The sequence below is a fragment of the Alicyclobacillus acidiphilus NBRC 100859 genome (genome assembly GCF_001544355.1).
GTDB classification, from domain to species: Bacteria; Bacillota; Bacilli; order Alicyclobacillales; family Alicyclobacillaceae; genus Alicyclobacillus; species Alicyclobacillus acidiphilus.
In genome coordinates, this window is sequence record NZ_BCQI01000018.1 from 20,673 (window position 1) to 47,544 (window position 26,872).

Consider the following 26,872-nt stretch of genomic DNA (forward strand, 5'->3'; position numbering starts at 1 on the left):
GCAGATTGGAAAATTCATTGGCTGACTTTACGGAAAATTAACCTTTCTGTGATAGAGTATCAACTGACAAAATACGCGCTGTGGTCGAATTGGATCGAATGCGGCGCGTGCTCAAAGAGAGGAGTACCCGAATGCGCCTTCGAAGGACGATGACCGCGTATCTTATGCTGCTGCCTACGTTGGTCTTGATCGGTGCGTTTACCGTCTACCCCATCTTCAAGTCCTTTATCATCAGTTTCTACGACTGGGATATGCTCAATCCCGTCCGAACGTTTGTCGGGTTCTCAAACTACGTGCATATCTTCGAGGATCCGCTGTTCCGCACCGCGTTGTTCAACACGCTTCTCTATGTCGTTCTTTTTGTGCCCATTGTACTCGTGGTAGGCCTGGGCGCGGCGTTGCTCCTCAACGCGAAAATTCGATTCAGACCGTTCTTTCGCACCGCGATGTTTCTTCCGTACGTGACTTCGCTGTCGGCGACAGGCATCATTTGGTCCTGGATATTCAACAATCAATTCGGCATTCTCAACTATCTGCTCCATTTTTTCGGAATCCAGCCGCAGGATTGGCTGAACAATACGCATTTGACCATGTTTAATTTGGTTCTTCTGAGCGTTTGGCAGAACGTCGGTTACGTCGCCGTGGTATTTCTCGCAGGGCTGCAAGGCATCAGCCGCCAGTACTACGAAGCCGCCCAGGTCGATGGCGCTTCCGGCTGGCATCGGTTGAGGAACATTACCATTCCGCTGCTTTCGCCGACGACCTATTTTCTCCTTTTGCTCACCACCATCGAAGGCTTCAAAGTGTTCCTCCAGGTATACGTCCTCTACGGCGAGACGCCAGGGCCCAACAATACAGGCTTGACGCTGCTCTACTACATGTTCAACGAAGGCTTCAACGATTATCGAATGGGCTACGCTTCGGCCGCGGCCTATGTCCTTTTCCTGATTACGTTCATCTTCACTCTGGTGCAGATGCTGCTGTCCCGCCGCGTGCACTACGACGGCTGACACGTTTTTCCTGCGGCGGCTGGCCCGCGTTTGCGTGCGGTCGATCGCGGCGGTGTCCGGCGTGTTCCGTCGTTCCACAAATTTCAGTATTCGAGGTGCCCTATGCGGAAATGGTGGATTTATCTCCTACTGATTCTATTGGTTTTGTTCGTCATTGGACCATTTATCTGGATGTTGTCCAGCTCTGTGAAACCTGAGGGTGAGGTCCTGTCGCAAGTCCCGCACCTTTTCCCGTCTCACTTCGAGTGGGGCAACTATGTCGCGGCTTGGAAATCCGCGCCGTTCGGCCACTACTTCCTCAACTCGTTCCTGATTTCCGCCGCTGAGACGCTCTTCGATCTCACCTTTGGCGCGATGGCCGCCTTCGCGTTCGCCCGCATCGAGTTCGTCGGGCGCCGCGTCATTTTTGTCATCCTGCTCGCGACGATGATGGTGCCGGGCGAAGTCCTTTTGATCCCGAATTACATCACGTTGACCAACCTCAACTGGATCAACACGTATCAAGGTCTGATTGTGCCTTGGATGGTCAGTGTCTTCACGATCTTCCTGATGCGCCAATTCTTCCTGTCGATGCCGCAGGATTTGTTCGACGCGGCGGAAGTGGATGGCTGCCATCCGATGCGGACGTTGTTCGGCATCGTCATGCCGCTTGCGAAACCGATATGGATTACGGCCGGTTTAATCAAGTTTGTCGGATCGTGGAACGCTTTTCTATGGGTTATGATTGTGGCGAACTCGCCCAACCTGTACACCTTGCCCGTGGGGCTCGTCAATTTTTCGTCCAACGTCGGCACGGTCTATAATCAACTTATGGCCGCTGCGACATTCAGCGTCGTACCGCTGATTGTGCTGTTCTTGGTCGGCCAACGTTATTTCATCGAAGGCGTAGCTAGATCGGGGATACGGTAAATGGATATGAGTCGCGTGAACCAACTGAAAGATTGTCGTTTGTTTATTTTCGATCTCGATGGCACGGTCTATGGAGAAACGGAGCACTTTCAAACGTATGCCGACGAACTGACTCGCTTTGTCCCGCAGGACAAGCAGCAGCAGTTCCAGCAGGAAGTCATGAACGCGTTGGCTGAAAGCGGGCGTTCCCTGTACGGCAAGGTCTATGCTCGCGACACGGGAGAAGTCGTCGCGGTGAATGACGGTAAACAGAGCGAAGCCCATATGCACGTCGACGATCCGTGGGGATTGCTGCAAGTGAAAGCGGCCGTCTACGGCGTTCCTGAAGAAGCGCGAAACCAGGCCTTTTTGGCAACCCGAGATTGGATGGCGGCCGAGGCGTTCGCGATGCGTCCATTGGTCGGTTTTCGCGAGGCTTTGCTACGGCTCAAGGCGGAAGGGCGACACATGGTGCTGGCAACCAACAGTCCTGAACCCGACAGTCGATCCATTCTGACCAAACTGCAATTGATTGACGTGTTCGAGGATTTCGTATTCAGGGCGAAGAAGCCGTTCGAGACGCTCAACCATTTCCGCCGCTGGCTGGACAAGTACGATGTGGCGCCGGAGTTTGCGGTGAGCGTTGGAGATCACTATCGAAACGAGATTCTGCCGGCGATTCAACTCGGCATGAAAACCGTGTACGTCGACAGGTATATTCGCGAACCGCGTCCGGATGTGACGGTCCAAGTCAATCACCCGGAAGAACTGACGGCAGTCCTGCTGGGGAGTTTGAAATCGCCCCTCTAACCGTGCGACAATGTGGGTAATCGCATGAGGGAGGGTGAATGCCAGTGGAGTATCGCACGTTGGGAAAGACGGGACTCAAGGTCAGCGCGCTCGGCTTTGGCGGATCGGAGATCGGCCATGGCGCCGATGAACAGACGGTGGATCGTCTGTTGGGCAGCGCGCTCGACGCCGGCCTCAATTTGATTGACACCGCGGCCTGCTATGGGCGCAGCGAAGAATTGATTGGACAGGCTGTGGCGCACCGCAGATCGGACTTTGTGCTTTTCAGCAAGTGTGGGCATGCGTCTGGGCTGCCGACGCCGGATTGGGATCCGAAGACCATCGAAGCGAGCATTGATCGCAGCTTGCAGCGTCTGAAGACGGACGTGATCGACGTCATGCAACTACATAGCTGTGGAGTCGAGATACTCCAGCAAGGCGACGTGATCGAAGTGCTGCAGAAGGCCAAAGAGGCGGGGAAAATTCGCTTCATGGGTTACAGCGGGGATCGGGAAGCGGCCAAATACGCGGTCGAATCCGGCGTCTTCGACACGCTGCAGACCTCCATCAACATCGCGGATCAAAGCGTGCTCGACGAAGTTCTCCCGCTGGCTGCAGAGCGGGGCATGGGCATCATTGCCAAGCGGCCGGTTGCCAACGTGGCTTGGCAATACGACACAACTCCGTCGAACAACTACTATGTGGAGTATTGGAAGCGGCTCAAGCAGCTCGACTTCGAATTCACGCGCGGACCTGTGGCGGACGCGGTCGGCACGGCGCTGCGATTTACGATCTCGACGCCTGGCGTGACCACGGCTATTGTTGGCACCACGAGTCCCGGCCGTTGGCAGCAAAACGCCAATTATGTGGATGCGGGCCCTCTCGACAAGGAAGTGTATGACGCCATTCGCAACCGCTGGCGCGAAGTTGCATCGGCTGACTGGGTCGGTCAAACTTGATGAATTCGACGGTCGCACAGCGCTGATCGCGGCAGCGATGGATGTGAGCGTGACTGAAGGTGAAATAGCGGGCAAATCTGCCCGCTATTTCTTTTTGTTCGACGGGTGCTGGGGATCGTGCGCGGACATTCCCAGTCATGCAAAGAGGGTCTGTCCCGAGCAGATTGGCTGCTTGTGGGATCAGACCCCTGTCACACTGTACCTATTCTCTCTTGTGTCGCATGTTAGCAAAGTGATACAGATTTGTCTAGGTATTACTCAAGCCTCAGGTGGAGCTTGCCAAATGACGACGCCGTTTTGTCCGCCGAAACCGAAGGAAGATGACAGGGCACGCGTGATTTTTGCCTTGCGGCTGACATTTGGGACGACGTCCTTCGGGGCGAGTTCCTCTTTGTCGTGGCAGTTCAGTGTCGGCGGCAGTGTTTCGGTTCGGATGGCCTGGATGCAGGCGATACTCTCGATAGCACCCGCGGTTCCCAGCATGTGACCGACTGCGCCTTTGATGGACGACACCGGGATTTCGTCGATGTGTTTGCCGAACGTTTCGCGAAGGGCTGCGGACTCGGCGAGATCGCCAGCCGGAGTCGCGGTTGCGTGCGCGTTGATATAGTCGATGTCATTGGCTGATAAGCCGGCGCTGCGCAAGGCTTTGGACATCGCGAGGGTTGCACCGCGGCCCTTCGGGTCCGGTGACGTTTCGTGGTATGCGTCGTTGGACGATCCGTAACCGACGAGCTCGGCATAGATGTGCGCCCCGCGCGCTTGCGCGCGTTCCAGGGTTTCCAGCACGAGCATTGCGGCGCCTTCCCCCATGACCATGCCTGTGCGGGCCTTGTCAAATGGCCGAGACCATTCGCTGAACGACTCCGGACCTTCGGTCGCGAGCGCGCCAGCGGCGCGCAATCCGGCAAGGATGGCGGGGCTGAACAGGCATTCCGCGCCGCCAGCCAGGACCATGTCCGCTTCGCCCAAGCGCAGCCAGTAGCTTGCTTCGCCGATTGCGTTGGCGGACGATGCGCATGCGGTCGAGTACGTCATCACGGAACCCTGGATGCCGTAGTGCATCGCGATGCTTGCGCCAGCGGCGTTCGGGATCGACTTTGGCACCAGGCGCGGGCCGACGCGCGACGAGCGGCCGGAGGACAGGCGCGCGGCACCGTCTTCCAGCGTTTGTACGCCGCCGAATGCGCAGCCGATGGAAATGCCGATGCGAGACGGATCATATTCGCCGCGCAAGGCCTCGGGGCTGGGGAAGCCCGCGTCCGCAAGCGCCTCCATGGCCGCGACCAATCCCATTTGCGTGAACCGATCGCTGTTTTGGATTTGCTTCTTATCGAGGTAAGGGGCTGGATCGAACGACGTTGCCGCCGCGACGACCGGGGCCCACCCTCGCAAATATTCGTCTTCTGTTTGGCGAATCGCTGACTGACCAGTGACGATTCCGTCCCAAAATATCGGCACCCCGACCCCGAATGGCGTAACGGCACCCATTCCGGTGACCACGATGCGCGTTTGGTTCGCCATGTTTGTACTCCTCTCAACACCACGATAGTAGAGCAAGTGGTGAACACCCTTAAATTTTATGACTAGGTCATAGTTCGTTATACTTATGATACCATGTCACTGTGCACATTACGACGATTTCCTGGAGATAAGGGGCTTCAATCGCGTGTTTGAAGCGGATCGGACGTGCTAAGATATGAAGATGTGCGATACATAGGGAGGTACAGAGGTGGGACAAACCGTTTCCAATCGATATCAGGATAAAGTGGTGTGCGTCACAGGCAGTTCGCGCGGCATCGGACGCAAATTGGCATTGCGTTTCGCGGCCGAAGGAGCCGACGTCGTCATCAACTATTTCCGCAATGGGGACGCTGCGCGTGAGGTTGCTCGCGAAATCGAATCACTCGGTCGCCGGGTGTTGCTCGTCCGCGCAAACATGGCGCAGGAAGAGAAGATTGTCGCGATGTTTGACGAAATCCGCAACGCGTTTGGCAGGTTGGACGTGTTTATCCACAACGCGGCCTCTGGCCGCAATCGGTCCGCGATGGAGGTCGACACCAAAGGGTGGGACTGGACCATGCAGGTCAACACGCGGGCCTTTCTCGTCGGCGCGCAGCAAGCGGCGCAGTTGATGCCGCAGACCGGAGGTGCGATGCTGGCCTTGTCTTCGTTTGGCTCGGATCACGTCTTTCCATACTATCTTTCCGTGGGTTCGAGCAAGGCGGCCCTGGAGTCCATTGTGCGGTATTTCGCGATTGAGCTGGCGGATCGGAAGATCAATGTCAACGCCATCTCAGCAGGAGCTGTCCTGACCGATGCGCTCGACCATTTCCCGGACATGGACAAGACGCTTGCCGAGGTAGAACGGAAGATGCCGTACCATCGGATGGTCACGCCGGACGACATCGCCAATCTCGCGCTGTTCCTGTGTTCGCCGGAAGCGGAGATGATCCGCGGCCAGACCATCAAAATCGACGGCGGAATCACACTGTTGGTGCCGTAGTCGACTCCGGATTGGGACGTGATGCAAACATGGACGGGTACAGGTTCAATCACGAGCTGCGCGTGCGCTGGTCCGAGGTGGACGGGCAGCTGATTGTATACAACGCCAACTATCTCGCGTATCTCGATCTCGCCTACTCCGAATATCTGCGACGCGAACTGAAGCTGGTCGAGGGCGTGCCGCCCACCGTGATCGTGAAATCGACGCTTGAGTTCAAGTCGCCGGCGAAATTCGACGACGTGCTGCAGATCTGGGTGAGAACGGTCCGCATCGGCACGAAGAGTTTCACCGTCGAGTTCTGTATCACGCGGGACGGGGAAGTCATCTTCGAGGCTGAGACGATTTACGTATACATCAATCCTGACGGCACGTCCGCGCCGTTGCCGGACAAGTGGCGACAGGTGCTCGAGTCGTACGAACGGAGGGAACATCAGTGAGATTTGCAGGCAAGGTTGCCGTGGTAACGGGCGGCGCTGGCGGCATCGGCCGGGCGAGCGCGCGTTTGCTGGCTGAGCAAGGGGCGAAGGTCGTCGTGGGAGATCTCAATCAGGCCGCGGGGGAAGCCGTCGCAAGCGACATTCGGGCCGCTGGCGGAGAGGCCGCCTTCGCTCCGGTCGACGTGGCGGACTATGAGAGCGTCGCGAGGCTCGTTCAGACGGCTGTCGAAACGTACGGCGGGATCGACATCATGTTCAACAACGCCGGCATCTTTGGCGACGGAAGTCAAAACGTGATCGATATGCCGATTGAGGCGTATCACCGCATGATTGCTATCAACCAGCACGGCGTCTATTACGGGATTAAGGCCGCCGCTGAACAGATGCGTGCGCAAGGGCGCCCTGGCGTCATCATCAATACCGCGTCCATTTACGCGTACATCGCCGATAAGAACCAGTTTCCTTATCACGCGAGCAAGGCGGCCGTGATCGGCATGACGAAGGCGGCTGCCCTGGAACTGGCCAGGTACGACATTCGGGTGGTGGCGATTGCGCCGGGGATGATCGACACTGGCTTGGTGGATCAGTGGCGGCAGGACGAGCGCGTCTGGAACACCATCCAGAAGGCGCACATGCGGCGCAAACTGGGTACGGCGGATCAGGTCGCGCAAGTGGTCGCGTTCTTGGCGAGCGACGAAGCGTCGTTCGTGAATGGACACGCTTATTTCGTCGACGATGGCGCCGCGTCGTTCAAGCGGTGAATTCAAGCGGCGAATACGACAACGGCTGGGTTTCCCCCTCATCAAAGGGGACCCAGCCTTTCTTATGTTCCAGTCCGCCTGTTCCGGTCCGCCGTTCAATCACGGCCAACGGCGGCGCTCCGGCCCTGATGGTTACACGTGCATCAGCACGTGGTCTTTCTCGCTGCCCGACAAGGCGTCCGAGATGAGGTTGACTTCGCGAACCATTTGGCCGAATTCGGCGAAGTCGATGGTCTGATCCGCATCGGACAAGGCTTTGGCCGGATTCGGATGGATCTCAACGATCACGCCGTGCGCGCCGGCGGCGATGCCAGCCCGGGCCATGGGACGGACGAACGCCGCTTTGCCGACGCCGTGCGATGGATCGACCACAATCGGCAGGTGCGACAAGTGCTTGACGACCGGTACCGCATTCAGGTCCATCGTGTTGCGCGTCGCTTTCTCGTACGTGCGAATGCCGCGCTCGCACAGGATGACGTTCGGATTGCCTTGCGCCAGGATGTACTCGGCAGACATCAGCCACTCTTCGACCGTTCCAGAGAGCCCGCGCTTCAACATGACCGGTTTCATCGACTTGCCAGCTTCGCGGAGCAGCGGGTAGTTTTGCATGTTGCGCGCGCCGATTTGCAGAATGTCGACGTACTCGGCAACGAGCGCCACCTTGTCTGGCTCCATGACTTCCGAGATGATGGGGAGTCCTGTCTTCTCGCGCGCGATGGCCATCATCTTCAGGCCCTCTTCGCCATGTCCCTGGAACGAGTACGGGCTGGAGCGCGGTTTGAACGCGCCGCCGCGGAGCAGGTGACCTCCGAGGCGTTTGACAGCTTGTGCGATCTCGACAATCCCCTCGACCGACTCGACAGAACACGGGCCAGCCATGATGGTCGGCGTTTGCCCGCCGATGATGTGGCCGCGAATGTCAATCACGGTATCTTCGGGATGAAATTCGCGGCTGGCCAGTGGATACGGGCTCTTGATGGGCACGACCTGGACGACGCTCGGCATGGATGCGAGCTTTTCTGTGAGGGCAGCGTGATTTCCAGGGACGACGACGGTTGTCGGGCCGGCCGGATACGGCGTCGCACCGGCTTCCAATACGGTGTCCAACACGTGTTTCTTCTGGGCGTCCGTGACTTGTTGATTGAGAATGATGACCATCATGCTTGGCTCCTTTCGCGTCCTGCGCGGTCGAGTACGTCTCGGGCTATCACCATTTTTTGAATCTCCGCGGTACCTTCTTCAAATCGCTGCATGCGCGCGTCCCGGTAAATCCGCTCGATCTCGCTGCTCTTAAAGTAACCGGGTCCGCCGTGGATCTGGAGCGCTTTGTCTGTGACGCGCTGCAGCATCTCGGTGCCGAACAACTTGGCCATGGCGGCTTCCGTCGTGATCGGCAAACCAGCGTCGAATTTGTCGGCTGCGTAGAGAACGAGCTGCTTGGCTGCTTGGATGTCTGTCGCCATCTCGGCGAGCCACATCTGAATGGTCTGCCGCTTGGCGAGCGGCTGGCCGAAAGTCACACGCTCCAGCGCGTGGTTCGCGGCCAGTTCGAGCGCGCGGCCGGCCGCGCCGACGCACGTCATCCCGATGGCTGTTCGCGACGGGTCCAAAAAGCCGCGGAATGCGACTTCGAGGCCGTCCCCTTCGCCGCCGAGGCGATTGGCCGCGGGCACGCGGCAATCGGTCAACCTCAGGTGGCCGTGCGCGGTACCAGTGACACCCATCGCAGGCGGCATCAACTCGATGTCAAGGCCTGGGGCATCGCGCGGCACCAGCAGCGCGAGCGTCCCTTCGCTACCTGTCGAACCTTCGAGCCGGCAGAAGAGGAGAAAGAAATCGGCGACGTCGCTGAAGATGATCATCCATTTCTCGCCGTTCACCAGGTATTCGTCGCCGACGCGCCGGGCCGTCGTCTTGATGTCGGCGCCAGAGCCGGAGTGAGGCTCGGTCAGCGTGAAGGTGACCTTGTGCTCCCCGCGAATGAACGGCAGGACGAACGTTTCCCGCTGTTCGGGCGTCGCTTTGCCGTCGATGGAGCGCCACAAACTGTTCATCACGTGGACGATGACGCGCATCGATCCATGCATTCCGGCGAATTGCTCCAGCAACAGCAAGTACTCGCGAAACGACAGGCCAACGCCGCCATAGTCGCGCGGCGCCGCCAAACGCAGGTACCCTCGTTCGTTCAACTCCTGCCAAATCGCAGCCGGGACAGCGCCGGATTCCTCAATCCGCTTTGCCCAGACCGACGCGGGGCCGCGGACATACGACTTGACGTCCTCCATCCATTCGTCGAAGGTGCGGTCCTTCACGGACATTCCTCCCAATTCATTCACTCACTTGCTTCGCGGCTCGATTTTGCCTTCTCGCGTCAACTTTTCCGTAACGTCGTTGCGCAGCACGTATTTTTGAATCTTGCCGCTCGCGGTGCGGGGCATCTCATCGATGATCTCCAAGCGTTCCGGCCAGTAGATCTTCGCCATCTGATGCGAACCCAGGAAGTCGGTCACTTCCGATAGATCGAGCGACGCGTATCCTTCGTTCAGGACAACGTAGGCGCAGGCGCGTTCGCCCAGCCTGTCGTCCGGCATCGCGACGACCGCGACGTCCGCCACCGCCGGATGCTGATACAGCAGATTTTCGATCTCGACGACCGGAATTTTCTCGCCGCCGCGATTGACGACGTCCTTCTTGCGGCCGGTGATTCGCAGATACCCATCTTCGTCGATCACGGCGAGATCGCCCGTGTCGAAGAAGCCGTCTGGCGTGAATCCAGCCTCAAACCACTCGTGGTGGTGCAAGTACGTCGCGAACATGGCCGGCGTCCGGATTTGATAATTGCCTTCTTGGCCCGGCGGCAATACGTTGCCATCGTCGTCCACAACGCGGATCTGCATGCCGTCGATGGCGCGGCCATCCGTGCCCCACAATTTTTCCACCGGATCGCCCGGTCGGCCCACGGTCACCAAACAACCCTCGGTCGATCCCCACGCGCCGACGATGCTGCAACCCAGCTTTTCGCGCGCCGTCTGTGCCAATTGCCGAGGAATCGCGGCGCCAGTCGCGATGAACAGCCGCAGTCCGCGCGGAGGTCGTTCGCACTTCGACAGGTCGGAGAGAAACGGCATCGCGGCCTGAACGAAGGTGGCACCGTGCGTCTCGATGGCGTCGCGCGCCCTGTCGACATTCCAAATCGCTTGGTAGACGCCGCAGCCGCCGATATAGAACGACACGAGCATGCCGTAGAGGAACCCGGTCTGATGGGCGAGCGGCGAAGGCACCCAAATGTTGTCGTCCTCCGTCAGCCCAAGCGTCGTCGTGTGCGCCTGCAAGGCGTTCGACAGGCTCTGGTGGGTATGGAGCACACCTTTCGGCTCACCCGTCGTGCCTGAGGTGTACAGGAGCTGCGAATAGCTGTCCGCCGTCGCGCGCCGTCCGCGCAAGACGTCCATGGCCTGGCTGTCGGCCAACGCCGTTTCCGGCGCAATCAGTCCGCCGAGCGTGTTCACGGTTGGATCGACCGTGCGGCTGTCGATCACGACGACGTGTTCAATTCCCTGCACTTCGGCCTGAACTTGGTCCGCGAGGACGCGATAGTCGAAGCGGCGGAACTCATCTGGAATGACGAGCAGACGGCTGCCGGAGGATTGCATGATAAATTTCACTTCGCGTTCGCGAAGCGACGGCAGCAAGGGGCATGGCACAGCGCCAATTCGCCACAATGCCACGGTCAGGACGATGAACGGCCAACCGCTCGGCAACTGATACGCAACGGCTTCGCCTGGTTGGACCCCGAGGTCCAGCAGGCCGAGCGCGCAGCGATTGGCGAGGCGATCCAATTCGCCGTATGTGAGTGTCGTCGTGGTGGTCTCACCGAGATCGACGACAGCGAGTTTATGCGTATGCTGCCGGATAGCTTCATCGAGTTTGTCTAGAAAGAGCGGAGAAGACATGGCCGCCTTCCTTTCATTCCGTTTTTCATACCTGGTCATATAAGCATTCTAACGGGGGTTGTCGACGAATTCAATACCAGGTGTTAATATCAGATTATAATTTTGCCTCGAGAATATGTCTCCCAGCTTTTTCGAGAGATTGAAAGGAGAACCTCGCAGTGGCCGCAACGTCATTACATAGTCGTCCTCGACAGTACCCGGCGTTAGGGAAACCAGGGCGTATTGGAACGTTGAATTTGCCGCATCGCATGATCATGGGATCGATGCATATGGGTTTGGAAGGGCGCAGAGACAAGCTGCAGCAACTCGCTGAGTTCTATCGAGCCCGTGCGCGCGGCATGGCGGCGCTCATCATCACCGGCGGTGCGGCTGTGGTGCAGGAAGGCGGCGCGGACGAGATGTTCGTGTTGACGAACGACGACGACTGCCGCATGCTCGCCGAGTTGGCCGCTGCCGTCCACGAAGTCGGCGGCAGAATCGCGCTTCAGTTGTTCCATTCGGGGCGCTACGCCGTGTCGAGTGAAATTGGCATGCAGCCAGTCGCACCCAGCGCGATCCCGTCCAGGTTGACGCGCGAGACGCCGCGAGCCTTGACCACGGATGAGGTGGAAGCGACGATTGAGGCTTTTGGCGAGGGGGCTCTTCGGGCGAAGGAACTGGGGTTCGACGCCGTGGAAGTGATGGGTTCCGAAGGATATCTGCTCAACCAGTTTCTCTCGCCGTTGACGAACCAGCGCGACGACCAATACGGTGGCGATTTCCCCCGGCGAATGCGGGCTTCGCTGGACGTCGTCCAGGCCATCCGCAAGCATGCGGGCGACGATTACCCAGTCATCTTCCGGATGTCTGGCGCCGATTTGATGCCAGGCAGCACGACGATGGAGGAGACATTGGCGTATGCGCAGGCGTTGGAAAGGGCAGGCGTCGACGCGCTCAACATCGGGATCGGATGGCACGAGTCGCGGGTCCCCACGGTGCAGCAGGTGGTGCCGCGCGGGGGATTTACGGCCATTGCCGGCAAGATTCGCGAAGCCGTAAAGGTTCCCGTGATTGGTGCGAACCGCCTGAACGTTCCGGAAGTCGCCGAACGGGCTGTCGCCGAAGGCTATCTCGATTTCGTCGCGCCCGCCCGGCCATGGCTGGCCGATGCGGAGTACGGAAAGAAAATTTTGGCTGGCGATCGCGCCGCGCTGAACGTCTGCATCGCGTGCAATCAGTCTTGTCTGGATCACACCTTGGTGCAGCCGCACCTTCCTGTCAGTTGTCTGGTCAACCCACAGGCCGGGCAAGAACTGCTGTGGCCAATCGCGAAGGCTTCGACTTCTCGGCGGGTGGCCGTGGTTGGCGGCGGTCCAGCAGGGCTGGAAGCGGCCGTGACAGCCGCGCGACGGGGCCACAAGGTGGTATTGTTTGAACGTTCGGCGAGTCTTGGCGGACAATTTCGGATGGCTGGAAAAATTCCAGGGAAGTACGAATTCTACGAAACGATTCGGTACTATACTGAAATGCTTGAACGGCTCGAAGTGACTGTTACAATGCAGACAGAACCTTCGCTTGAGGAACTGGCTGATTTCGACGACGTCATCGTGGCGACGGGCGTTGTCCCGCGCATTCCGGATCTTCCCGGCATCGATTTGCCGCACGTCGCCACGTATGCGCAGATCCTTCAGGGAGAAGTCGCCGTCGGACGGAAGATCGCCATCATCGGCGCTGGCGGCATTGGCTGCGATGTGTCGACGTACCTGGCCGAAAGCAGTCACGCGACGCCAGACGCGGTTGGCTATTTCCGATCCCAATCGCTCCCCGAACCTGCCCCGCTCAGCCGCGACATTACCGTCCTGGCCCGCAGCGACAAGTACGGCAATGGCATTGGTCGGAGCACGCGTTGGGTCGTCAAGCAGGAAATGAGCCGATTGGGTGTGCGCGTGATGACCGACGTGCAGTTCGTGCAAATCGTCCCTGACGGCGTTCGTGTCGAAGTGGCGGGGGAGCAGAAGACAATCGAAGCAGATCAGGTCATTCTCTGCGCAGGGCAGGAACGTGCGCCGTTGTTCTCGGACGCGGACGCGTCGGCTTCGGACAATCTGTCCGAGGCTTTGGCCGGACGAGCCCGCGTGCACATCGTGGGAGGGGCTCGGGAAAGTCGGGGCATCAACGCGGCGCGGGCCATTCGCGAGGCGTTCGAAGCGGCGTATCGGATCGATTGAGCCAGGGCCAGGGACAGAGTCAGCGATGGACGCGGATCGCACAGGCATCGGCGTCTTCATACATAATTGTTCGAGAGGGGTTTGGACAGGTGTTACTTGAAGGAAAAAAGGCGTTTGTCACCGGCAGCAGCCGAGGGATTGGGCGGGCGATTGCCATCGCCATGGCCAAGCAGGGTGCGGACGTGGTGATTCACTATCGCAGGGAACCTGACGAAGCTGAGGCAACTGCGGCAGTCGTTCGCCAGTTGGGGCGCGAGGCAATCGTCGTCAAGGCGGAATTGGAGAGTCAGGAGGAGTTGAACGCGGCGTTCGACGTGATCGAACAGACGTGGGGCAGGCTGGACGCGTTCGTCGCAAACGCGGCGGCCAGCGCCTTCAAGCCCATCGAAGCGCTGAAAGACTACCATCTCGATCGCACCTACAAAGTGGTCCTCCACAGTTTCGTGTTCGCCGCGCAGCGATGCCTGCCTCTGATGGAAGGCCGAGGCGGCCGCATCATCGCCATGTCGAGCATGGGGAGCACGTTCACCTTGCCGCGGTATTCGACGCTCGGTTCCGCCAAGGCGGCGATGGAAGCGATGACACGCTATCTGGCCGCTGAATTTGGTCCCAAGGGCATCACGGTCAACGCCATCAACCCCGGTGTGGTCGATACGGAGTCGGCCCGCTTTTACGGCGGCGACAACTACGACGACTATTGCCGGGACGTCATCGCTCACACGCCGCTTGGCCGCCTCGCGACGCCGGAAGACGTCGCCGACACGGCCGTATTTCTGGCGAGCGACTTGTCCAGGTTCCTGACCGGCCAAGTGATTCGTGTCGACGGCGGCTTGACGCTGTCCACCGGGGGATTTGAAAGCTTTTAAAGCGTCGGCCCAGATTGCGCGACAGCCATCTGGCGAAAGCATCCGAGCGAAGAATTTGCTAGGATAGAGACTGGATGAATGTAAAGGAGAAGATTGTACATGGCAGAGGCGTTAAACAGAGAACAAATCGAAGAACGGGTCCGCAAAGTCGTGGTCAACCAGTTGCAGGTTGAACCGGCGGACGTCAAGTCGGAAAGCTTGTTCGTGGACGATCTCGGTGCCGACTCCCTGGATCTGACGGAATTGGCCGTCGCCTTCGAGGATGAGTTCGAGATTGAAATTCCTGAGGCTGATTTCGGCCAATTGTCCACTGTGGCTGGGGTCGTAGCTTATATCAGCGGACGCTTGGCTCAATGACTTGGACGAACGGGCGCGCACTCGAGGCGCCCGTTCGTCGTAAAGAACGTGTCCGAAAAGTGCCGGTATCGACACTTTTCGGACAACCTCACAGAGGGGGTTGCCAGATTGTTTGACTTTGTTGGAAGAACGTTGTCAGAAGCCCGTGCGCAGGCTTATCTGGATAAAGGTTACTGGACGCAGGAGTCGTTTGTCGACGTCCTGGAGGCGGATGTCAAGGCGTATCCGGAATTCGTCCATCAGGATGAGGAGCGCTCCGTGACCTACGCCGAATTGTGGGCGGAAATTGAATCCGTCGCCGCTTCGTTGTACGAGATGGGCATTCGCAAGGGCGACACCGTCGCGTTGCAATTGCCAAACGCGCTCGATTATGTCGTCGGCGTGTTCGCGGCTGCTCGAATTGGCGCCATCGGCGTGTCGCTGCAAATCGATCTCGGTCGTCAGGCGATTCACTCAAGTCTCCAGACGTCCAAAGCGAAGGTCTGGATCATCGCCGATCATTTCCGCGGACAACCGCTGTACGAAATGGCCGAGGAGATTGCGGCGGATCTGCCCGCGCTCAAACAGGTGGTGCTGCAAGGCGATCCTGAACGGGCGCCGGAGGGCGCGGTGACGTTTGCGAGTCTGCGATCGACCGGAAAAAAACTGACGGACGCGGAATTGGCGGACAATCGCCCAGGTCCGTTGGACGCTTTTCTAATGGTGTTTACATCGGGGACGACGGGTTCCCCCAAAGGCGTCGTTCACCTGCACGCCAATTACTTGTGGGCGTCCCGCGCCTACGCCAAAAATTTTGGCTACGAACCGGGGGACGGCGTTTTGTGCCTGGCGCCAATCTGCCATCAGACTGGCATGCTGGCGGGCGTGATGATGACCATCGCGAGCGGCGGCCGAATCATGTTGCTGGAGCGGTTTTCGGCATCCCGCGTGATCAAGTGGATCGAACAATACAAACCGGCTTACCTCGTTGGCGCGCCGCCGCATGTGATCCACGTGACAAATGCGCCAAACCTGAAGGAAGCGGATACGAGCAGCGTCAAGTTGTTCATTTACGCTGGAGCGCCTGTTCCGAGTTCGGTGCTGGAGAGGCTGCAGCGCGAAGGCGGCATCAAAGTAGGCGGCATGTTCGGTTGGTCGGAAGGCTTTTTGGCGACGGCGACTCGCCCGGACGATCCGCTGGAGGCGCTCTCGTCCACGGTCGGCTTCGCCATTGAGGGCACGGAGGTGCGCCTCGTCGACGAAGACGGCAACGATGTCAAGCCGGGCGAACCGGGAGAGATGTGGTCCCGTGGTCCGAACTTCAGCGCAGGGTACTACGAAAATCCGACTGCGGCCCATCGCCAGTGGGACGCGGAAGGCTGGTTCCACTCCGGCGACGTGCTGCGGCAAGACGAAAACGGCCGATATCGGTTCATCGCTCGCGCGGACGACATCATCAACCGCGGCGGCACGAAAATTGACCCGAAGACCATCGAAGACGCCATCGCGCAACACCCGGCAGTCGAGAATGTCGTGGTCGTCGGCGCCCCGGACGAGACATTGGGCCAACAGACCGTCGCTTGCGTCATCCTGCGCGAAGGGCTGGAACCGTTCAGCCTGCCCGAACTGCGCGACTTTTTGGGCAAGCAGGGATTGGCGAAGTTCCAGTATCCGGATCGGCTGGAGTTCATGACCGAGTTCCCGACGACACACTCTGGGAAGATCAAGAAGAAGGATCTGCGCGAACGTTTTCGCCTGGAAGCGGAAGCCAAAGGCATCGTATAACGAGCTAGGACGGTCCTGAGAGGGAAGATGGCCTTGCAGGCCATCGCCGTTCTGCGAGGGAGCAGCGAGGAGGACAAACATGAGCATTTTGAACGCGTCGGAACTTGGAACCATCGCGCCGAATCGACCGCACTATGACGAGGCTCTGGTTCGCCGGGCGAATGAGATCCGGAATCGAGTGATTCAATTCCGTCAGGAAGAGGCTGGCGAATGGGGTCAGCAAATTGAACGGGATGAAAAAATCCCGGAAGCCTTGTGGGTGCGCTTGCGGGAACTTGGATTCCACAAATTGACGCAGCCGCAGTGGGTTGGCGGCGAAGGTTTGCCACTTGGGCTGTATTTTCCGATTCTCGAAGAGATCGCCCACTGCCACGGTACGATTCGCATGATGTTTCACGCCTACAACAGCATCTGGCGCACGGTTGGACAAGGTACAAAGGAGCAGCAGAAGTACTGGCTGACGAAGATGGTGAACGAGGGCGCCCTCGTCGCGTTTGCGTTGACAGAACCGGACAACGGTACGGGGATCGACTTGCGGACGACAGCCACCTTCGAAAACGGGAAATACGTGCTCAACGGCCGAAAGCATTTGATCACGTTCGCGGAAGAGGCGAGTGTGCTTGCCGTGATCGCGAAAACCGAAGGCGGAGCGGGCCGCGGCGGGTTGACCGCGTTTCTCGTGCCGCAGGGCCGCGCTGGCATGAAACTGGAGCCCATGGCGCACATGATGGGCGACAAGGGCTGCTCGCACGCGGTCATTACGTTTGACAACTGCGAAGTCTCGGAAGACGAAGTGCTTGGCGAAGTCGGTGAAGGATTCGGCGTCGCCGTGCGCGGTTTTCTGGATCAAAGTCGCGCGTGTATCGCCCAAAGCGCCGTTGGCCTCGCCCAAGAAGCGCTTGATGTGACGATGACCTTCGTCCGCCAGCGGGTGACCTTCGGCAAACCCATCGGCAGCAGACAGGCCGTCCAGATGCGCTTGGCGGAGATGCAGATAGCGGTGCAGGCGGCTCGTCTTCTGTGCCTCGACGCGGCATACAAGTACGACGCTGGCGAAGATATTTCTCTGGAAGCGGCGATGACCAAGGCGAATGCCATTCGCATGGTTGGCGACGTCACCGACGGGGCGCTCGCCTTGTTCGGCGGGATCGGCTACAGTGTGACCAGTCCGGTGGAGCGTTTGTACCGCGACGCGAGATCGCTCTGGTTTGAAGAAGGCACGGCAGAGGTCCAGAAGATGACCATCGCGGAGCAGATGCTGACCAACGCCCGCAAACGGGAGCGGGCCGCGCGGCAGGCAGAGTGATGAGGGCGGTTCAATTCAGCCCGGAATATGGGCTGCAATACGTCGATATGCCACGTCCCGATTTGCGGCCGGACGAGGTGTTGCTGCGTGTGGACGCCTGCGGTGTTTGCGGCAGTGATCGACAGGTCATCAAGGGAGAATCGGCGCCCCAGGGAACGGCTTTCCCGGTCATTCTCGGCCACGAGGTGGCTGGCACCGTGGTCGACTGCGGCGATCACGGTGCAGAGTGGCCTGTGGGCACGACGGTGATCGTCCATCCGTTCACCGCGTGCGGCACGTGTGCGGCGTGCGCGCGCGGCCAAGACAACCTGTGTATCCGCCAGGGGTGCATTGGCTACACGCGCCCGGGTGGATTCGCCGAATTCGTCGCTGTGCCTGTGGCCCAACTCGTCCGTCGGCCGGAGACGCTCGACCCAGCGGGTGCGGCCCTGCTCGTCGACGCGTATGCGACCCCATACCGCGCCCTGATGGAGGCCGAGATGGAGCCAGGCCGCACAGTGCTCGTGATTGGCACCGGGGGCCTCGGCCTCGCCGCGTTGCAGCTGCTGCAGGCCTGGCCCGCCGCGTCTGTTGGGGCTGTGAGCCGCCGTGCGGAAGGCGTCGCTATCGCGGAGTCGTTCGGCGCGCATCTTGCCGTCACCACGGAAGACGACCCTCGGAGTGTCGCGCGAAGTCTGCGTCGGTGGTCTGGAGCCGGGGGAATCGACATCGTGATCGATACCGTGTCGGATCGCTTGAGCGTCGCGTTTGCCGTGGATGTCGTCCGCAATGGCGGTACCATCGTCTGCGTCGGCATGTCCGCGGACAGCGTCGAGGTGCCGATGGCGAAGCTGGTGCGCCGCGGGATCCGCGTGATTGGCAGCTACGCATCGCGGAAAGCGGATGTCGAATCCATGGTCCGGTGGGTCGCTGAGGGTCGGTTCGATCCGGCGAAATTGATTGGTGAACAGTTGGACCTGAGGTCGGTTGCGGCGGCGTTTTCGCCAGCGAGATCGGCCGGGCGTGTCGTCGTCTTGCCGAATCAGGCGGATGTCGGTGCGCAAGGCGGCTGACGCGGCGGCTGGGAGTTGCACATTTGTGGACCGGAATCGACAGGAGGGAAGCCCGTGCCAAGTCAAGCATCCGTCATCTTTTCGATAGCTTGCAGATTGCTCTGGCGCGACGTTTGGCTGCCGCTGCTTGAGCGATCCCACGACTTGCGCGACGCCCTCGAGCGGGACCTCATCGCGTCCGGTGAGGACGAGCAGGCCTTGACAGATTGGCTTGTCAATCTGTTTGACGCCGAACAGGCGCCTGTGTCGCTCGGTGGCGTCCGTGAGGCTCTGTACCACGCGTTTGATTCGTTCCGGTCCATGCTGTCGGCGGAGGATCGGCACGCATGGCAAACCCGCATTCTCCAGGATCCGGTTGCGGCAAGATCTAAAGTGGAGACGCTCCTGCTGGATTTTCCCGACGTACCCATTGTCACATCCTACTACTGGCGCAGCGATCCTTGGCGGATCGCCTGGGTGTTGCACGAAGGTACGTGGTGGCAGTGCCGCTTCGATCCCGCAGCCATTCAGGCCCGCGGCCCCGAAGGGATGGTCGTTCGCCCGTTCACCGAAGTCCTGGCGTCGTTCACCGCCGTTCACCAAGACGCCGCGGTTCGCGCGGAGCAGTTGCACGCTGAACGGCTTGCGGTTCGCTTTTATTCGGGCGAGCACATCGTCTACCCCTGGTTTACGCAGCGATCGGCCGCAATCGCCGACGCTGGCTTGAGCGATGATGAGAGGAAGAGAATCGATGGCCCGTGATGATCGCGCAAAACAAAGCGACCGGACTAGCACGCCGGAGGAGAGGCTCGCACGCGGCAAAATTTGGTTGATTATGCTGGGGATCCTCGGCGGATTGATTGTCATCTTCAGTGTCGCAGTCACCAAGTTCGCTTCAGGCATCTCCATCCTGGGCTTCGTCATTGGCTTTTTTTGCATGGTGGTTGGCGCCATGGCCGTATTTAGCAAACGGGACAAGTAACGCCATCGGCGTGAGCGGGCTGAACTTGGGCTCCTGGTGGGGTAAAAAGGCAGGAGCGGCTCTCATAGAACCACTTTGCGCAATCCATCCTATGCTCGTACATCACAAAGGATGGAGGGATCGAAGTGGCGAAGCCGGACAATCGCAAGGACAACGTTGAACACCTGCAACAAGCCCTGAATCACACCATGGAAAATATGCGCGAAGCAGAGACGATGTTGGAAGCCCATGGCGACGACATGAACCCAAAGGACAAGGCCGCGCTGGAACAGAAGAATCGGCGCCGTATGCAAGCGATTGAAGGATTTCGTGAAGAAATCAAGGATGAAGCACACTATCAGGAGCACAACGAATAAGGACATCGCCAACCGCATGAATATGGTGAGTAACAGCAAAAATCGGGGGCCCATGTGCGGCCCCCGATTTGCGTGAAAGTTGTCAATACGCTTTTGCGAACCACACCGCATGAACCGATTTCTGGCCGCAGGCGACGCAGGATTCAGGGTGTGCCGGCGGATCGAACGGGATGTTTCGACTCGTTGCCGAGCAAGCGTCTTTGACGGCTCGTTCACAAGCTTCGTTCCCGCACCATCCTGCGAGAACCAAGCCGCGATCGCCGTTGATATAGCCGACGAGTTGTTCCATGTTGTCGGCCACGTGCGATCCTTCCTGAAGGCGCCGCGCTGCCGCAGCGTACATATCCGACTGGATGGTGGTCAACAACGCTTGCACGGCCGATACCAATCCGGTCAACGCCACCGGTATTTTGTCGCCCGTATCGCGACGGGCCAGGATGGCCTGGCCGTGTTCGAGATCCCTCGGCCCGATCTCGATTCGGATTGGAATGCCGCGCATTTCATACTCGTTGAATTTCCAGCCTGGGCTCACGTCGTCGCGTGCGTCCATCTTCACTCGAATGTCACGCGCCTGCAGCTCGTCCAAAATCGTCTGCGCAGCCGCAACGACTGGCTCCCGCGATTTCGGCGGACCAATGGGGATGACGACAACCTGCGTTGGAGCGACCTTCGGCGGAACAACCAAGCCGCGATCATCCCCATGCACCATGATGATGGCCCCGAGCAGGCGGGTCGAAATCCCCCAGGACGTGGTGTACACGTACTTCAACTGGTTGTCCTTGTCCAAATACTGAATGTCGAAGCCTTTTGCGAAGTTTTGGCCAAGGTAGTGCGAAGTCGCCGTTTGCAGAACCTTTCCGTCCTTCATCAACGACTCCAGCGAGTACGTATCGACTGCGCCGGCGAATTTTTCGCTGGGCGTCTTTTGCCCTCGAATCACGGGAATGGACAGGAAGTCCTCGACGAACGTCGCGTAGATGTCCAGCATTTGCATGGTCTCCGCGCGCGCTTCCTCTTCCGTAGCATGCGCTGTGTGGCCTTCCTGCCACAAAAACTCGCTCGTCCGCAGGAACGGCAGCGTTCGCTTCTCCCACCGAACCACGTTCGCCCACTGGTTCAAGAGGACCGGCAAATCGCGGTACGACTGTATCCATTGAGCGTACATGTGGCCAAACATCGTTTCGGACGTCGGCCGAACCGCAAGGCGTTCCTCCAGCGGATCGCCGCCGGCTTCTGTCACCCAGGGAAGTTCGGGATTGAAGCCCTCGATGTGTTCTTTTTCCTTCTGAAAGAAGCTCTCGGGAATAAACAGCGGAAAGTAGGCGTTGCGGTGCCCGGTCCGCTTGAACGCTTTGTCCAGTTCACGCTGGCATGCTTCCCAAATTTCATACGCGTCTGGCTTGAACACGATACAGCCACGAACCGGAGAATAGTCCATCCAGTCCGCCTTTTGAATGACATCTATGTACCAGCGCGAAAAATCTTCCGATTGTGGTGTGATCTCTTTGACAAATGCCTTATTTTCCTTCGCCATTACGGGCCTCCTAGACAAGGGTATCCTTCCTGCCATCTTACGGAATGCAACAATCGGCGTCAATTACGGTATACTCAACACACAAAGGAATACGGGAGTGAGCGCTGTGGACAATGTGACGCATGCCTGTCTCGGGATGGGTGTTTACGGAACCTACGTTGCCCTCACAGGCGACGCGTCGACTGGAGCCGTGGCTTGGTTGGCTTGTGGAGCGGCGGTTGCCGGCGCGGAGTTGCCTGATTCAGATATCGGATTTCGGATTTTCGGCGACGCTGTGAATTATTTGTACCAGCATCGCCAAGCATCTCACAGTATACCTTTTTGGATTGGCTACTCCTTGTTGACCGGAGCCATCTTCAACCTGTTTATCGGACACCACTTTCTGCTGTTCACCCTGCTGGCGTTTGTCGGCGTTTTGACACATATCGGTTCCGATGTGCTGACCACATATGGAACGAAAGCGTTGTGGCCATTTTCGGGCAAGCGGATTCGCGGAGACGTGTTGTTTGTCACAGAGCCCATTTTCGTCATACTGGCCGTGATTGGCGTCATCTTTGGCAGAAATCCAGCCAATCATCCATGGCTCGTTTACACGTTGGACGGCATCGCGCTGCTTTATACGCTGTGGCGGTGGATCCTCCACCATTGGTTGTTTGGTCGTGTCGCCAACCACGTGCGAGGTATGGCCGAATCAGGTCAATTTGCATCTGCGAATCCACTTCGTTTTCGTGTCACTCCTGCCCTTGTGCCCATCCCGCACGGGTACAAATATGTTGTGACGGACGGGGCTCGTTTTCAGTTCGGCTCGTTCACTTGGCGCGGCGAACCGATGGACGAAGCGGTGGTGGAGACAACCCAGTCGCCGGAGGTGGCATTCGCCTTGGAGAACAGCCGGGTGGGCCGGGCCATGCAATGGTTTTCGCCCATGTTGGTGGCAAAGCAGGAAACCGAAGGAAGTCTGACGGTCGTTCGCATGGCTGACGCCGGTGTGCGTTACTTTGACACGTTGTCGTTCAGCGCCGCTGTGGATATCGCTCGTACGACCGAGGGCGAGTTGGTGCTGGTCAACGAGGGCCTGAGAACACAGTCGGTCGACTTGCCGAAATCATTCAGCGACACATGGAAGCGCGTGGGCAGACGGATGCGCTTGACCATTCCCACCCCAAAGGGTTATCGATCCGGAAGATAAAACCCCCGATTACTTGTCAGCCTGATGACCTGGGTCGTCATTCGACTTCTGTTTGGCAAGTTGATCTCTTTCCCGTAAACATTCGGCCAACAATTCGAGCAGGCGCGACGGATTTTCCAGGGCGTCTGCTTCTGCCAATTTACGGGCGATTTCCTGATAGTCGGCTTTCTCCTCCGCCGCTGAACTGGCAACCGACACGGAATTCGGCGCTGAATCGGGCACGGAAGCGGTCGATTGGCCCGAAGACCAAGGCAAATCGTTCGCAGCTTGGTCGTCAAAATAGGAGAGCGGAACACCGTACGCGTGCGCCAAGCTGGCGACGACTGCAAACGACGGATTCGGGCGAGACCCGTTCTCCACCGCGCTCAAGTGGCTGATGGAAATGTTCGCCTTTCGCGCTACTTCCGCAAGAGTGTAACCTCGTTCTTCCCGGAGTTGCCGGAGCCGCTGCCCAATTTCCACTGGAAGACCTCCAAGCGTCGTCTCTATGTCTACAAATGTAGAATGACTGTCCGCCAAGGTCAACGTGTAAAATGAAAAATTATTGATCTACTGGTATGAGATACAACGTGACGCGTTGTCCAGTGACAAAGCAGCGGCGCTTCCAAAAGGTGTGGAACGGGTGATCGATCGGTTCTCCTGCATAAGTTTCCATAGTGGACCAATTCAAACGGTTCATTCCCCGCATAGCTCGAACGTTGTTGGCCGGAATGGCGCATACCAGCCAGTCCACGCCATACACATGTCGTGCGAGATCGACCGCCCGTTCTTTACAGTACCTGTTCATTCCCGTCCCCCGAACCTCTGGCACCAGGTACGTGCCAAGTTCGAGAAACCGTGGACTGGTATCGTCGCCCGGATGCAAAAGCAGCACAATCAACCCCAGCGGCCTTCCATCCTCGCTGGTTAACACGTCGATTTGCCCCTCTTGCAACCACGAACGAAACGCCCATTCGGCAAGTTGTTCCTCGAACCGATCATCCGTGCGGATATTGGAATCCCAATCTGGATCATCTCGATGCAGCCGGTACAGTTCGCGCAGGCAATCCCAATCGTTTGTTCGGAACACCGCCTTGCTGTCGGATTGAGGCGGGCCATCCATGTCACCATTGGCCATGTTTTCACTTCCATTCCACAATCGAAAAATAGAACTACCGGAATCTGGGGGATTCTGATATGATTTTCACAATAGTAGAAAACACTTGGAGTGGTTCAATTGACTGAACTGGCTCAGCGGCTAAAATACTACCGCAAATTGCGCAAGATGTCAGTTAGGGAGCTCGCAGCAGCTTCCAATGTGAGTGTAAGCTATATTTATGCCATCGAATCGGGGTCGAGGGGCAGCAATGTCGCGAAACTCGGACGGATCGCGCAGGCATTGCAGGTGCAGTTGAGCGATTTGTGGGGAGACGCTCGCCGCGATGGCCAAGATGAATGAACCGTGGTTGATTTTGGAGGAGGCCCGCAAGCAAAACGGATTTACACAGGCGCAGTGGTGTGAAGGAGTGTGCGCACAATCGCAGTACTCCCTCATCGAACAAGGCGTACTCGTTCCTGACGATACGTTGATGGATGCATTTTTACACCGGTTGGCTCTCCCGGCAGCGTCGAGGGAGGATTTGGGCGAAGTTTGGAGACAGCACCGCCGCGCTATCGAACTGCAAATTCGATGGTGGCGGGCGTTTGTTCGAGGAAGCGCGCCATCTGTCGCGTTTGAAGCGCATGGGTTCGAAGCGGACGGGCAGGGGACGTCCGATTTGACCCTCGAGGCAGAGTGCTACAGTCTGTGGTGGTTGGCCAGAGATATGTCGCATCGGTCGCTCGGACGCGGTGCGGATGCAGATCCGGACCCTGTCGCATGCAAGGTATCGGCCTTGTGGAGGCGCGTGATTTCCGAAAGTCATCACATCCCCCGGCACATGCGAGCGCTTGGCGATCTTCGGTTGCGCGTCGTGCTTGCTTCCGTCGAAGCGATGGCGGCGAATCTCCATGGCCGGCACCAATCCAGCTGTCTGTGGCTCGCGCGCGCGAACGATATGATCTTGCAGATCCCGAGTTATTGGGTGTAGGGTGAACTAAGGAGCTTACGGTAGAGGTGGCGGCGCGATGGCTACGGAAGAACAACGCGGATACGAAGATGCGATTCACCAAATCCACAAGGCCTTGGAGCGGAGAAAGCATCATTTGTTGGAACAAGCTCCGAAATCCTGCGACGATGACACAAGCAAGCAGATTCAGATCAGGCTGTCTGAAATTGACCACGTGATCGAGATTGTCCGATCACTCCATCGCTAGGCAGGTTGAGAAGCGTCTGCTACACTTTCTTTAGTACGTCCACGTGGTAAAGGATGAAGGGCATGACGCTCGAAAAATTGCGATCCGCTGACGTTGAGCATTTGTTCAAGGCCATTTTAGCCTTGGAGACAGAAGAGGAATGTTTCAGGTTTTTTGAGGACTTGTGTACAATTGGAGAGGTCCATTCCCTTGCACAGCGGCTTGCGGTTGCCCGGATGCTGCGAAATGGAGCGACCTATCATACGATTGAAGAGGAGACCGGGGCAAGCACCGCGACCATCAGCCGAGTCAAGCGCTGCCTGTATTACGGTGCGGACGGGTATCGCCTGATTCTCGATCGGATGGAAGAACGCTCATAATTTGGCTCGCGAAAACATTTGACATTTCCCAACCTTCTTTGTAGTCTGCATATGGTGCGCAGATGTTCAATTTGGTGTATTTTGGACTGCGTTGCGGATACTTACGTATAGACAAGTCGTTTGCATGTTGTGTTCAAGTCATGTTGTGTTTACGTATGATATCGACCTTATAGGGAAAATAGGTGACGAATAACTGTGAGACTCTTGGAGCAGGTGCAGGAACTCGGACAATTACTCCATCGTTCTCAAGATCAGGTGGAATTTAGTGAAGTCGCAGAATTTTTAAGCAAAGTGATGGCAAGCAACGTTTATATCGTTGGCCGAAAAGGGAAAATTCTTGGGTACGGCGTGGCAGAACACGCGCTGACCGAGGAATGGCTGGACATCATGACCAAAGATCAGCGTTTCCCAGGGGACTTCAACAAGCATTTGCTTCGAGTTGAACAGTCCATCGCGAATTTGACGGAAGAACAAAAGCAGCCGTTCTACGTGTTCTCGCCGGAAGAGAATGCGTCGTTCAAGGCCAAGTACATCGCCATCACGCCGGTGATTGGCGCGCGTGAGCGGCAAGGGACATTGGTCTTCGCGCGCTCGGAGCGTCCGTTTGATGAGGACGATATTGTGCTTGCCGAGTATGGTGCGACCATCGTGGCCTTGGAGATTGTCCATTCGCGTCAACAGCAGAAGGAAGAAGAAGGGCGCCAGCGGGCATTGGCTCATCTTGCCGTAGAATCGCTCAGCTTTTCAGAACTGCAGGCAGCCAAATATTTGCTCGACGCCGTCCGCAATGCCGCTGACGGGATCGTCGTGAGCAGCCAGATCGCGGACGAGCATGGCGTGACGAGATCGGTTATCGTCAACAGCATCCGCAAACTCGAAAGCGCAGGGACCATCGAGAGCCGCTCGCTCGGTATGAAGGGGACACACCTTCGCATTCTCAATCACTTCGTCGAGGATGAAATCACGCGCCAGTTCGAGCGGTAAATATGTGCGGCGCGGCGGCGGCTGGCGTGTGGTGCGGTGCCCGGGTGTCCCGCCCGATCGCGCCAGTCCGCCGCCTCGATGTGATTGTATCGCTTGGACCGCGAGCTGACGTGGCAAACGCAGCGGATCGAATGGAGCGGGACAGGGACGAATAAGCGGCCCACGGCCGCTTATTCGAACGAGAACGGATAGAATGGGGAAAATAAGCGGCCGGTGGCCGCTTATTTCTCCGAAATCGGGCGGATGGCCTGGTGTGGGGGCGATTTAAGCAGCCCAGGGTTGCTTATTCGTCGTGGATCAGACGATTCGACACAAATAAGCGGCCCTAGGCCGCTTATT

At 58.2% G+C, this 26,872-nt stretch carries 29 protein-coding genes; 22 read left to right on the top strand and 7 right to left on the bottom strand.

Annotated features, from left to right (window positions below):
- Positions 1–131: 131 nt before the first annotated feature.
- The 4 genes from AAC01S_RS09035 (at position 132) to AAC01S_RS09050 (ending at position 3,646) form a co-directional block, all read left to right on the top strand.
- Positions 132–1,010 (top strand): carbohydrate ABC transporter permease, encoded by an 879-nt coding sequence (locus AAC01S_RS09035; RefSeq protein WP_067621371.1) that lies wholly within the window; start codon positions 132–134, stop codon positions 1,008–1,010.
- Between the two features lie 102 nt (positions 1,011–1,112).
- Positions 1,113–1,919, top strand: coding sequence for a carbohydrate ABC transporter permease (locus AAC01S_RS09040; RefSeq protein ID WP_067621372.1), 807 nt, complete (start codon positions 1,113–1,115; stop codon positions 1,917–1,919).
- A gap of 6 nt (positions 1,920–1,925) precedes the next feature.
- Positions 1,926–2,708, top strand: a complete 783-nt coding sequence (locus AAC01S_RS09045; RefSeq protein WP_370670819.1) for an HAD family hydrolase — start codon at positions 1,926–1,928, stop codon at positions 2,706–2,708.
- Between the two features lie 44 nt (positions 2,709–2,752).
- A complete protein-coding gene (locus tag AAC01S_RS09050) occupies positions 2,753–3,646 on the top strand; it encodes an aldo/keto reductase (protein ID WP_067621407.1) in 894 nt (297 codons plus the stop codon).
- A 258-nt stretch (positions 3,647–3,904) separates the two neighbouring features.
- Here the strand turns inward: AAC01S_RS09050 and AAC01S_RS09055 are convergent, their stop codons facing one another.
- Positions 3,905–5,170: a beta-ketoacyl-[acyl-carrier-protein] synthase family protein gene (locus AAC01S_RS09055; protein WP_067621374.1), complete on the bottom strand. Its 1,266-nt coding sequence runs from the start codon at positions 5,168–5,170 to the stop codon at positions 3,905–3,907.
- Between the two features lie 208 nt (positions 5,171–5,378).
- On the opposite strand from AAC01S_RS09055, the gene fabL reads away from it, so the two are divergent.
- From fabL to AAC01S_RS09070, 3 genes are read left to right on the top strand one after another with little or no spacing between them, the layout of a single operon-like run.
- Positions 5,379–6,152 carry an enoyl-[acyl-carrier-protein] reductase FabL gene (fabL, locus tag AAC01S_RS09060; RefSeq protein WP_067621375.1) on the top strand — a complete coding sequence of 258 codons (774 nt, stop codon included), beginning with the start codon at positions 5,379–5,381 and terminating at the stop codon, positions 6,150–6,152.
- A gap of 29 nt (positions 6,153–6,181) precedes the next feature.
- The gene (locus tag AAC01S_RS09065; protein WP_067621376.1) at positions 6,182–6,589 is read left to right on the top strand and encodes an acyl-CoA thioesterase; all 408 of its coding nucleotides are present in this window, start codon (positions 6,182–6,184) and stop codon (positions 6,587–6,589) included.
- Entirely contained in the window at positions 6,586–7,350 is a 765-nt protein-coding gene (locus AAC01S_RS09070) for an SDR family NAD(P)-dependent oxidoreductase (protein ID WP_067621377.1), read from the top strand. Before AAC01S_RS09065 ends, AAC01S_RS09070 begins: the two co-directional genes overlap by 4 nt.
- Positions 7,351–7,482: 132 nt before the next feature.
- Here the strand turns inward: AAC01S_RS09070 and aroF are convergent, their stop codons facing one another.
- Genes aroF through AAC01S_RS09085 form a run of 3 tightly spaced genes read right to left on the bottom strand, consistent with a single transcriptional unit; the run spans position 7,483 to position 11,303 of the window.
- Positions 7,483–8,508 (bottom strand): 3-deoxy-7-phosphoheptulonate synthase, encoded by a 1,026-nt coding sequence (aroF, locus tag AAC01S_RS09075; RefSeq protein ID WP_067621378.1) that lies wholly within the window; start codon positions 8,506–8,508, stop codon positions 7,483–7,485.
- Positions 8,508–9,662: an acyl-CoA dehydrogenase family protein gene (locus AAC01S_RS09080; protein WP_245630141.1), complete on the bottom strand. Its 1,155-nt coding sequence runs from the start codon at positions 9,660–9,662 to the stop codon at positions 8,508–8,510. The genes aroF and AAC01S_RS09080 overlap by 1 nt, the downstream gene beginning before the upstream one ends.
- A 24-nt stretch (positions 9,663–9,686) precedes the next feature.
- Positions 9,687–11,303: an AMP-binding protein gene (locus AAC01S_RS09085; RefSeq protein ID WP_067621380.1), complete on the bottom strand. Its 1,617-nt coding sequence runs from the start codon at positions 11,301–11,303 to the stop codon at positions 9,687–9,689.
- 158 nt (positions 11,304–11,461) lie between these two features.
- Between AAC01S_RS09085 and AAC01S_RS09090 the strand changes: the two genes are divergently transcribed.
- The 9 genes from AAC01S_RS09090 to tlp all read left to right on the top strand — a co-directional run bounded on the left by AAC01S_RS09090 (position 11,462) and on the right by tlp (position 20,172).
- The gene (locus AAC01S_RS09090) at positions 11,462–13,510 is read left to right on the top strand and encodes an FAD-dependent oxidoreductase (protein WP_067621381.1); all 2,049 of its coding nucleotides are present in this window, start codon (positions 11,462–11,464) and stop codon (positions 13,508–13,510) included.
- Positions 13,511–13,599: 89 nt separating this feature from the next.
- The gene (locus AAC01S_RS09095; RefSeq protein ID WP_067621382.1) at positions 13,600–14,376 is read left to right on the top strand and encodes an SDR family oxidoreductase; all 777 of its coding nucleotides are present in this window, start codon (positions 13,600–13,602) and stop codon (positions 14,374–14,376) included.
- 99 nt (positions 14,377–14,475) lie between these two features.
- Positions 14,476–14,733, top strand: a complete 258-nt coding sequence (gene acpP, locus AAC01S_RS09100) for an acyl carrier protein (RefSeq protein ID WP_067621383.1) — start codon at positions 14,476–14,478, stop codon at positions 14,731–14,733.
- Between the two features lie 108 nt (positions 14,734–14,841).
- Complete coding sequence (locus AAC01S_RS09105; RefSeq protein WP_067621384.1) at positions 14,842–16,497, top strand: class I adenylate-forming enzyme family protein; 1,656 nt, start codon at positions 14,842–14,844, stop codon at positions 16,495–16,497.
- Positions 16,498–16,576: 79 nt separating this feature from the next.
- The gene (locus tag AAC01S_RS09110; protein WP_067621385.1) at positions 16,577–17,803 is read left to right on the top strand and encodes an acyl-CoA dehydrogenase family protein; all 1,227 of its coding nucleotides are present in this window, start codon (positions 16,577–16,579) and stop codon (positions 17,801–17,803) included.
- The gene (locus AAC01S_RS09115) at positions 17,803–18,855 is read left to right on the top strand and encodes an alcohol dehydrogenase catalytic domain-containing protein (protein ID WP_067621386.1); all 1,053 of its coding nucleotides are present in this window, start codon (positions 17,803–17,805) and stop codon (positions 18,853–18,855) included. The genes AAC01S_RS09110 and AAC01S_RS09115 overlap by 1 nt, the downstream gene beginning before the upstream one ends.
- A gap of 54 nt (positions 18,856–18,909) precedes the next feature.
- A complete protein-coding gene (locus AAC01S_RS09120; protein ID WP_067621387.1) occupies positions 18,910–19,596 on the top strand; it encodes a hypothetical protein in 687 nt (228 codons plus the stop codon).
- Positions 19,586–19,816 (top strand): hypothetical protein, encoded by a 231-nt coding sequence (locus tag AAC01S_RS09125; protein ID WP_067621388.1) that lies wholly within the window; start codon positions 19,586–19,588, stop codon positions 19,814–19,816. The genes AAC01S_RS09120 and AAC01S_RS09125 overlap by 11 nt, the downstream gene beginning before the upstream one ends.
- 125 nt (positions 19,817–19,941) lie before the next feature.
- Positions 19,942–20,172 (top strand): small acid-soluble spore protein Tlp, encoded by a 231-nt coding sequence (gene tlp / locus AAC01S_RS09130; protein WP_067621389.1) that lies wholly within the window; start codon positions 19,942–19,944, stop codon positions 20,170–20,172.
- A gap of 82 nt (positions 20,173–20,254) precedes the next feature.
- Here the strand turns inward: tlp and proS are convergent, their stop codons facing one another.
- The gene (proS, locus tag AAC01S_RS09135) at positions 20,255–21,706 is read right to left on the bottom strand and encodes a proline--tRNA ligase (RefSeq protein ID WP_067621390.1); all 1,452 of its coding nucleotides are present in this window, start codon (positions 21,704–21,706) and stop codon (positions 20,255–20,257) included.
- Positions 21,707–21,812: 106 nt separating this feature from the next.
- On the opposite strand from proS, the gene AAC01S_RS09140 reads away from it, so the two are divergent.
- On the top strand, positions 21,813–22,895 hold the full coding sequence (locus tag AAC01S_RS09140) for a metal-dependent hydrolase (RefSeq protein ID WP_067621391.1): 1,083 nt from the start codon (positions 21,813–21,815) through the stop codon (positions 22,893–22,895).
- A 9-nt stretch (positions 22,896–22,904) separates the two neighbouring features.
- On the opposite strand, the gene AAC01S_RS09145 is transcribed toward AAC01S_RS09140, so the two are convergent.
- Both AAC01S_RS09145 and AAC01S_RS09150 read right to left on the bottom strand, forming a co-directional pair.
- Positions 22,905–23,357 carry a helix-turn-helix domain-containing protein gene (locus AAC01S_RS09145; RefSeq protein WP_083511645.1) on the bottom strand — a complete coding sequence of 151 codons (453 nt, stop codon included), beginning with the start codon at positions 23,355–23,357 and terminating at the stop codon, positions 22,905–22,907.
- A gap of 79 nt (positions 23,358–23,436) precedes the next feature.
- Positions 23,437–24,012, bottom strand: a complete 576-nt coding sequence (locus AAC01S_RS09150; protein WP_067621392.1) for a GNAT family N-acetyltransferase — start codon at positions 24,010–24,012, stop codon at positions 23,437–23,439.
- 90 nt (positions 24,013–24,102) lie between these two features.
- Between AAC01S_RS09150 and AAC01S_RS09155 the strand changes: the two genes are divergently transcribed.
- From AAC01S_RS09155 to codY, 5 genes are all read left to right on the top strand, one after another.
- Entirely contained in the window at positions 24,103–24,333 is a 231-nt protein-coding gene (locus tag AAC01S_RS09155) for a helix-turn-helix domain-containing protein (protein WP_067621393.1), read from the top strand.
- On the top strand, positions 24,317–24,964 hold the full coding sequence (locus tag AAC01S_RS09160; RefSeq protein WP_067621394.1) for a helix-turn-helix transcriptional regulator: 648 nt from the start codon (positions 24,317–24,319) through the stop codon (positions 24,962–24,964). Before AAC01S_RS09155 ends, AAC01S_RS09160 begins: the two co-directional genes overlap by 17 nt.
- 37 nt (positions 24,965–25,001) lie before the next feature.
- Positions 25,002–25,190, top strand: a complete 189-nt coding sequence (locus AAC01S_RS09165) for a hypothetical protein (protein ID WP_067621395.1) — start codon at positions 25,002–25,004, stop codon at positions 25,188–25,190.
- A 62-nt stretch (positions 25,191–25,252) separates the two neighbouring features.
- Positions 25,253–25,549, top strand: a complete 297-nt coding sequence (locus AAC01S_RS09170; protein WP_067621396.1) for a YerC/YecD family TrpR-related protein — start codon at positions 25,253–25,255, stop codon at positions 25,547–25,549.
- Positions 25,550–25,744: 195 nt separating this feature from the next.
- Positions 25,745–26,533, top strand: a complete 789-nt coding sequence (gene codY, locus AAC01S_RS09175) for a GTP-sensing pleiotropic transcriptional regulator CodY (RefSeq protein WP_067621397.1) — start codon at positions 25,745–25,747, stop codon at positions 26,531–26,533.
- The last annotated feature ends 339 nt before the right edge of the window (positions 26,534–26,872 follow it).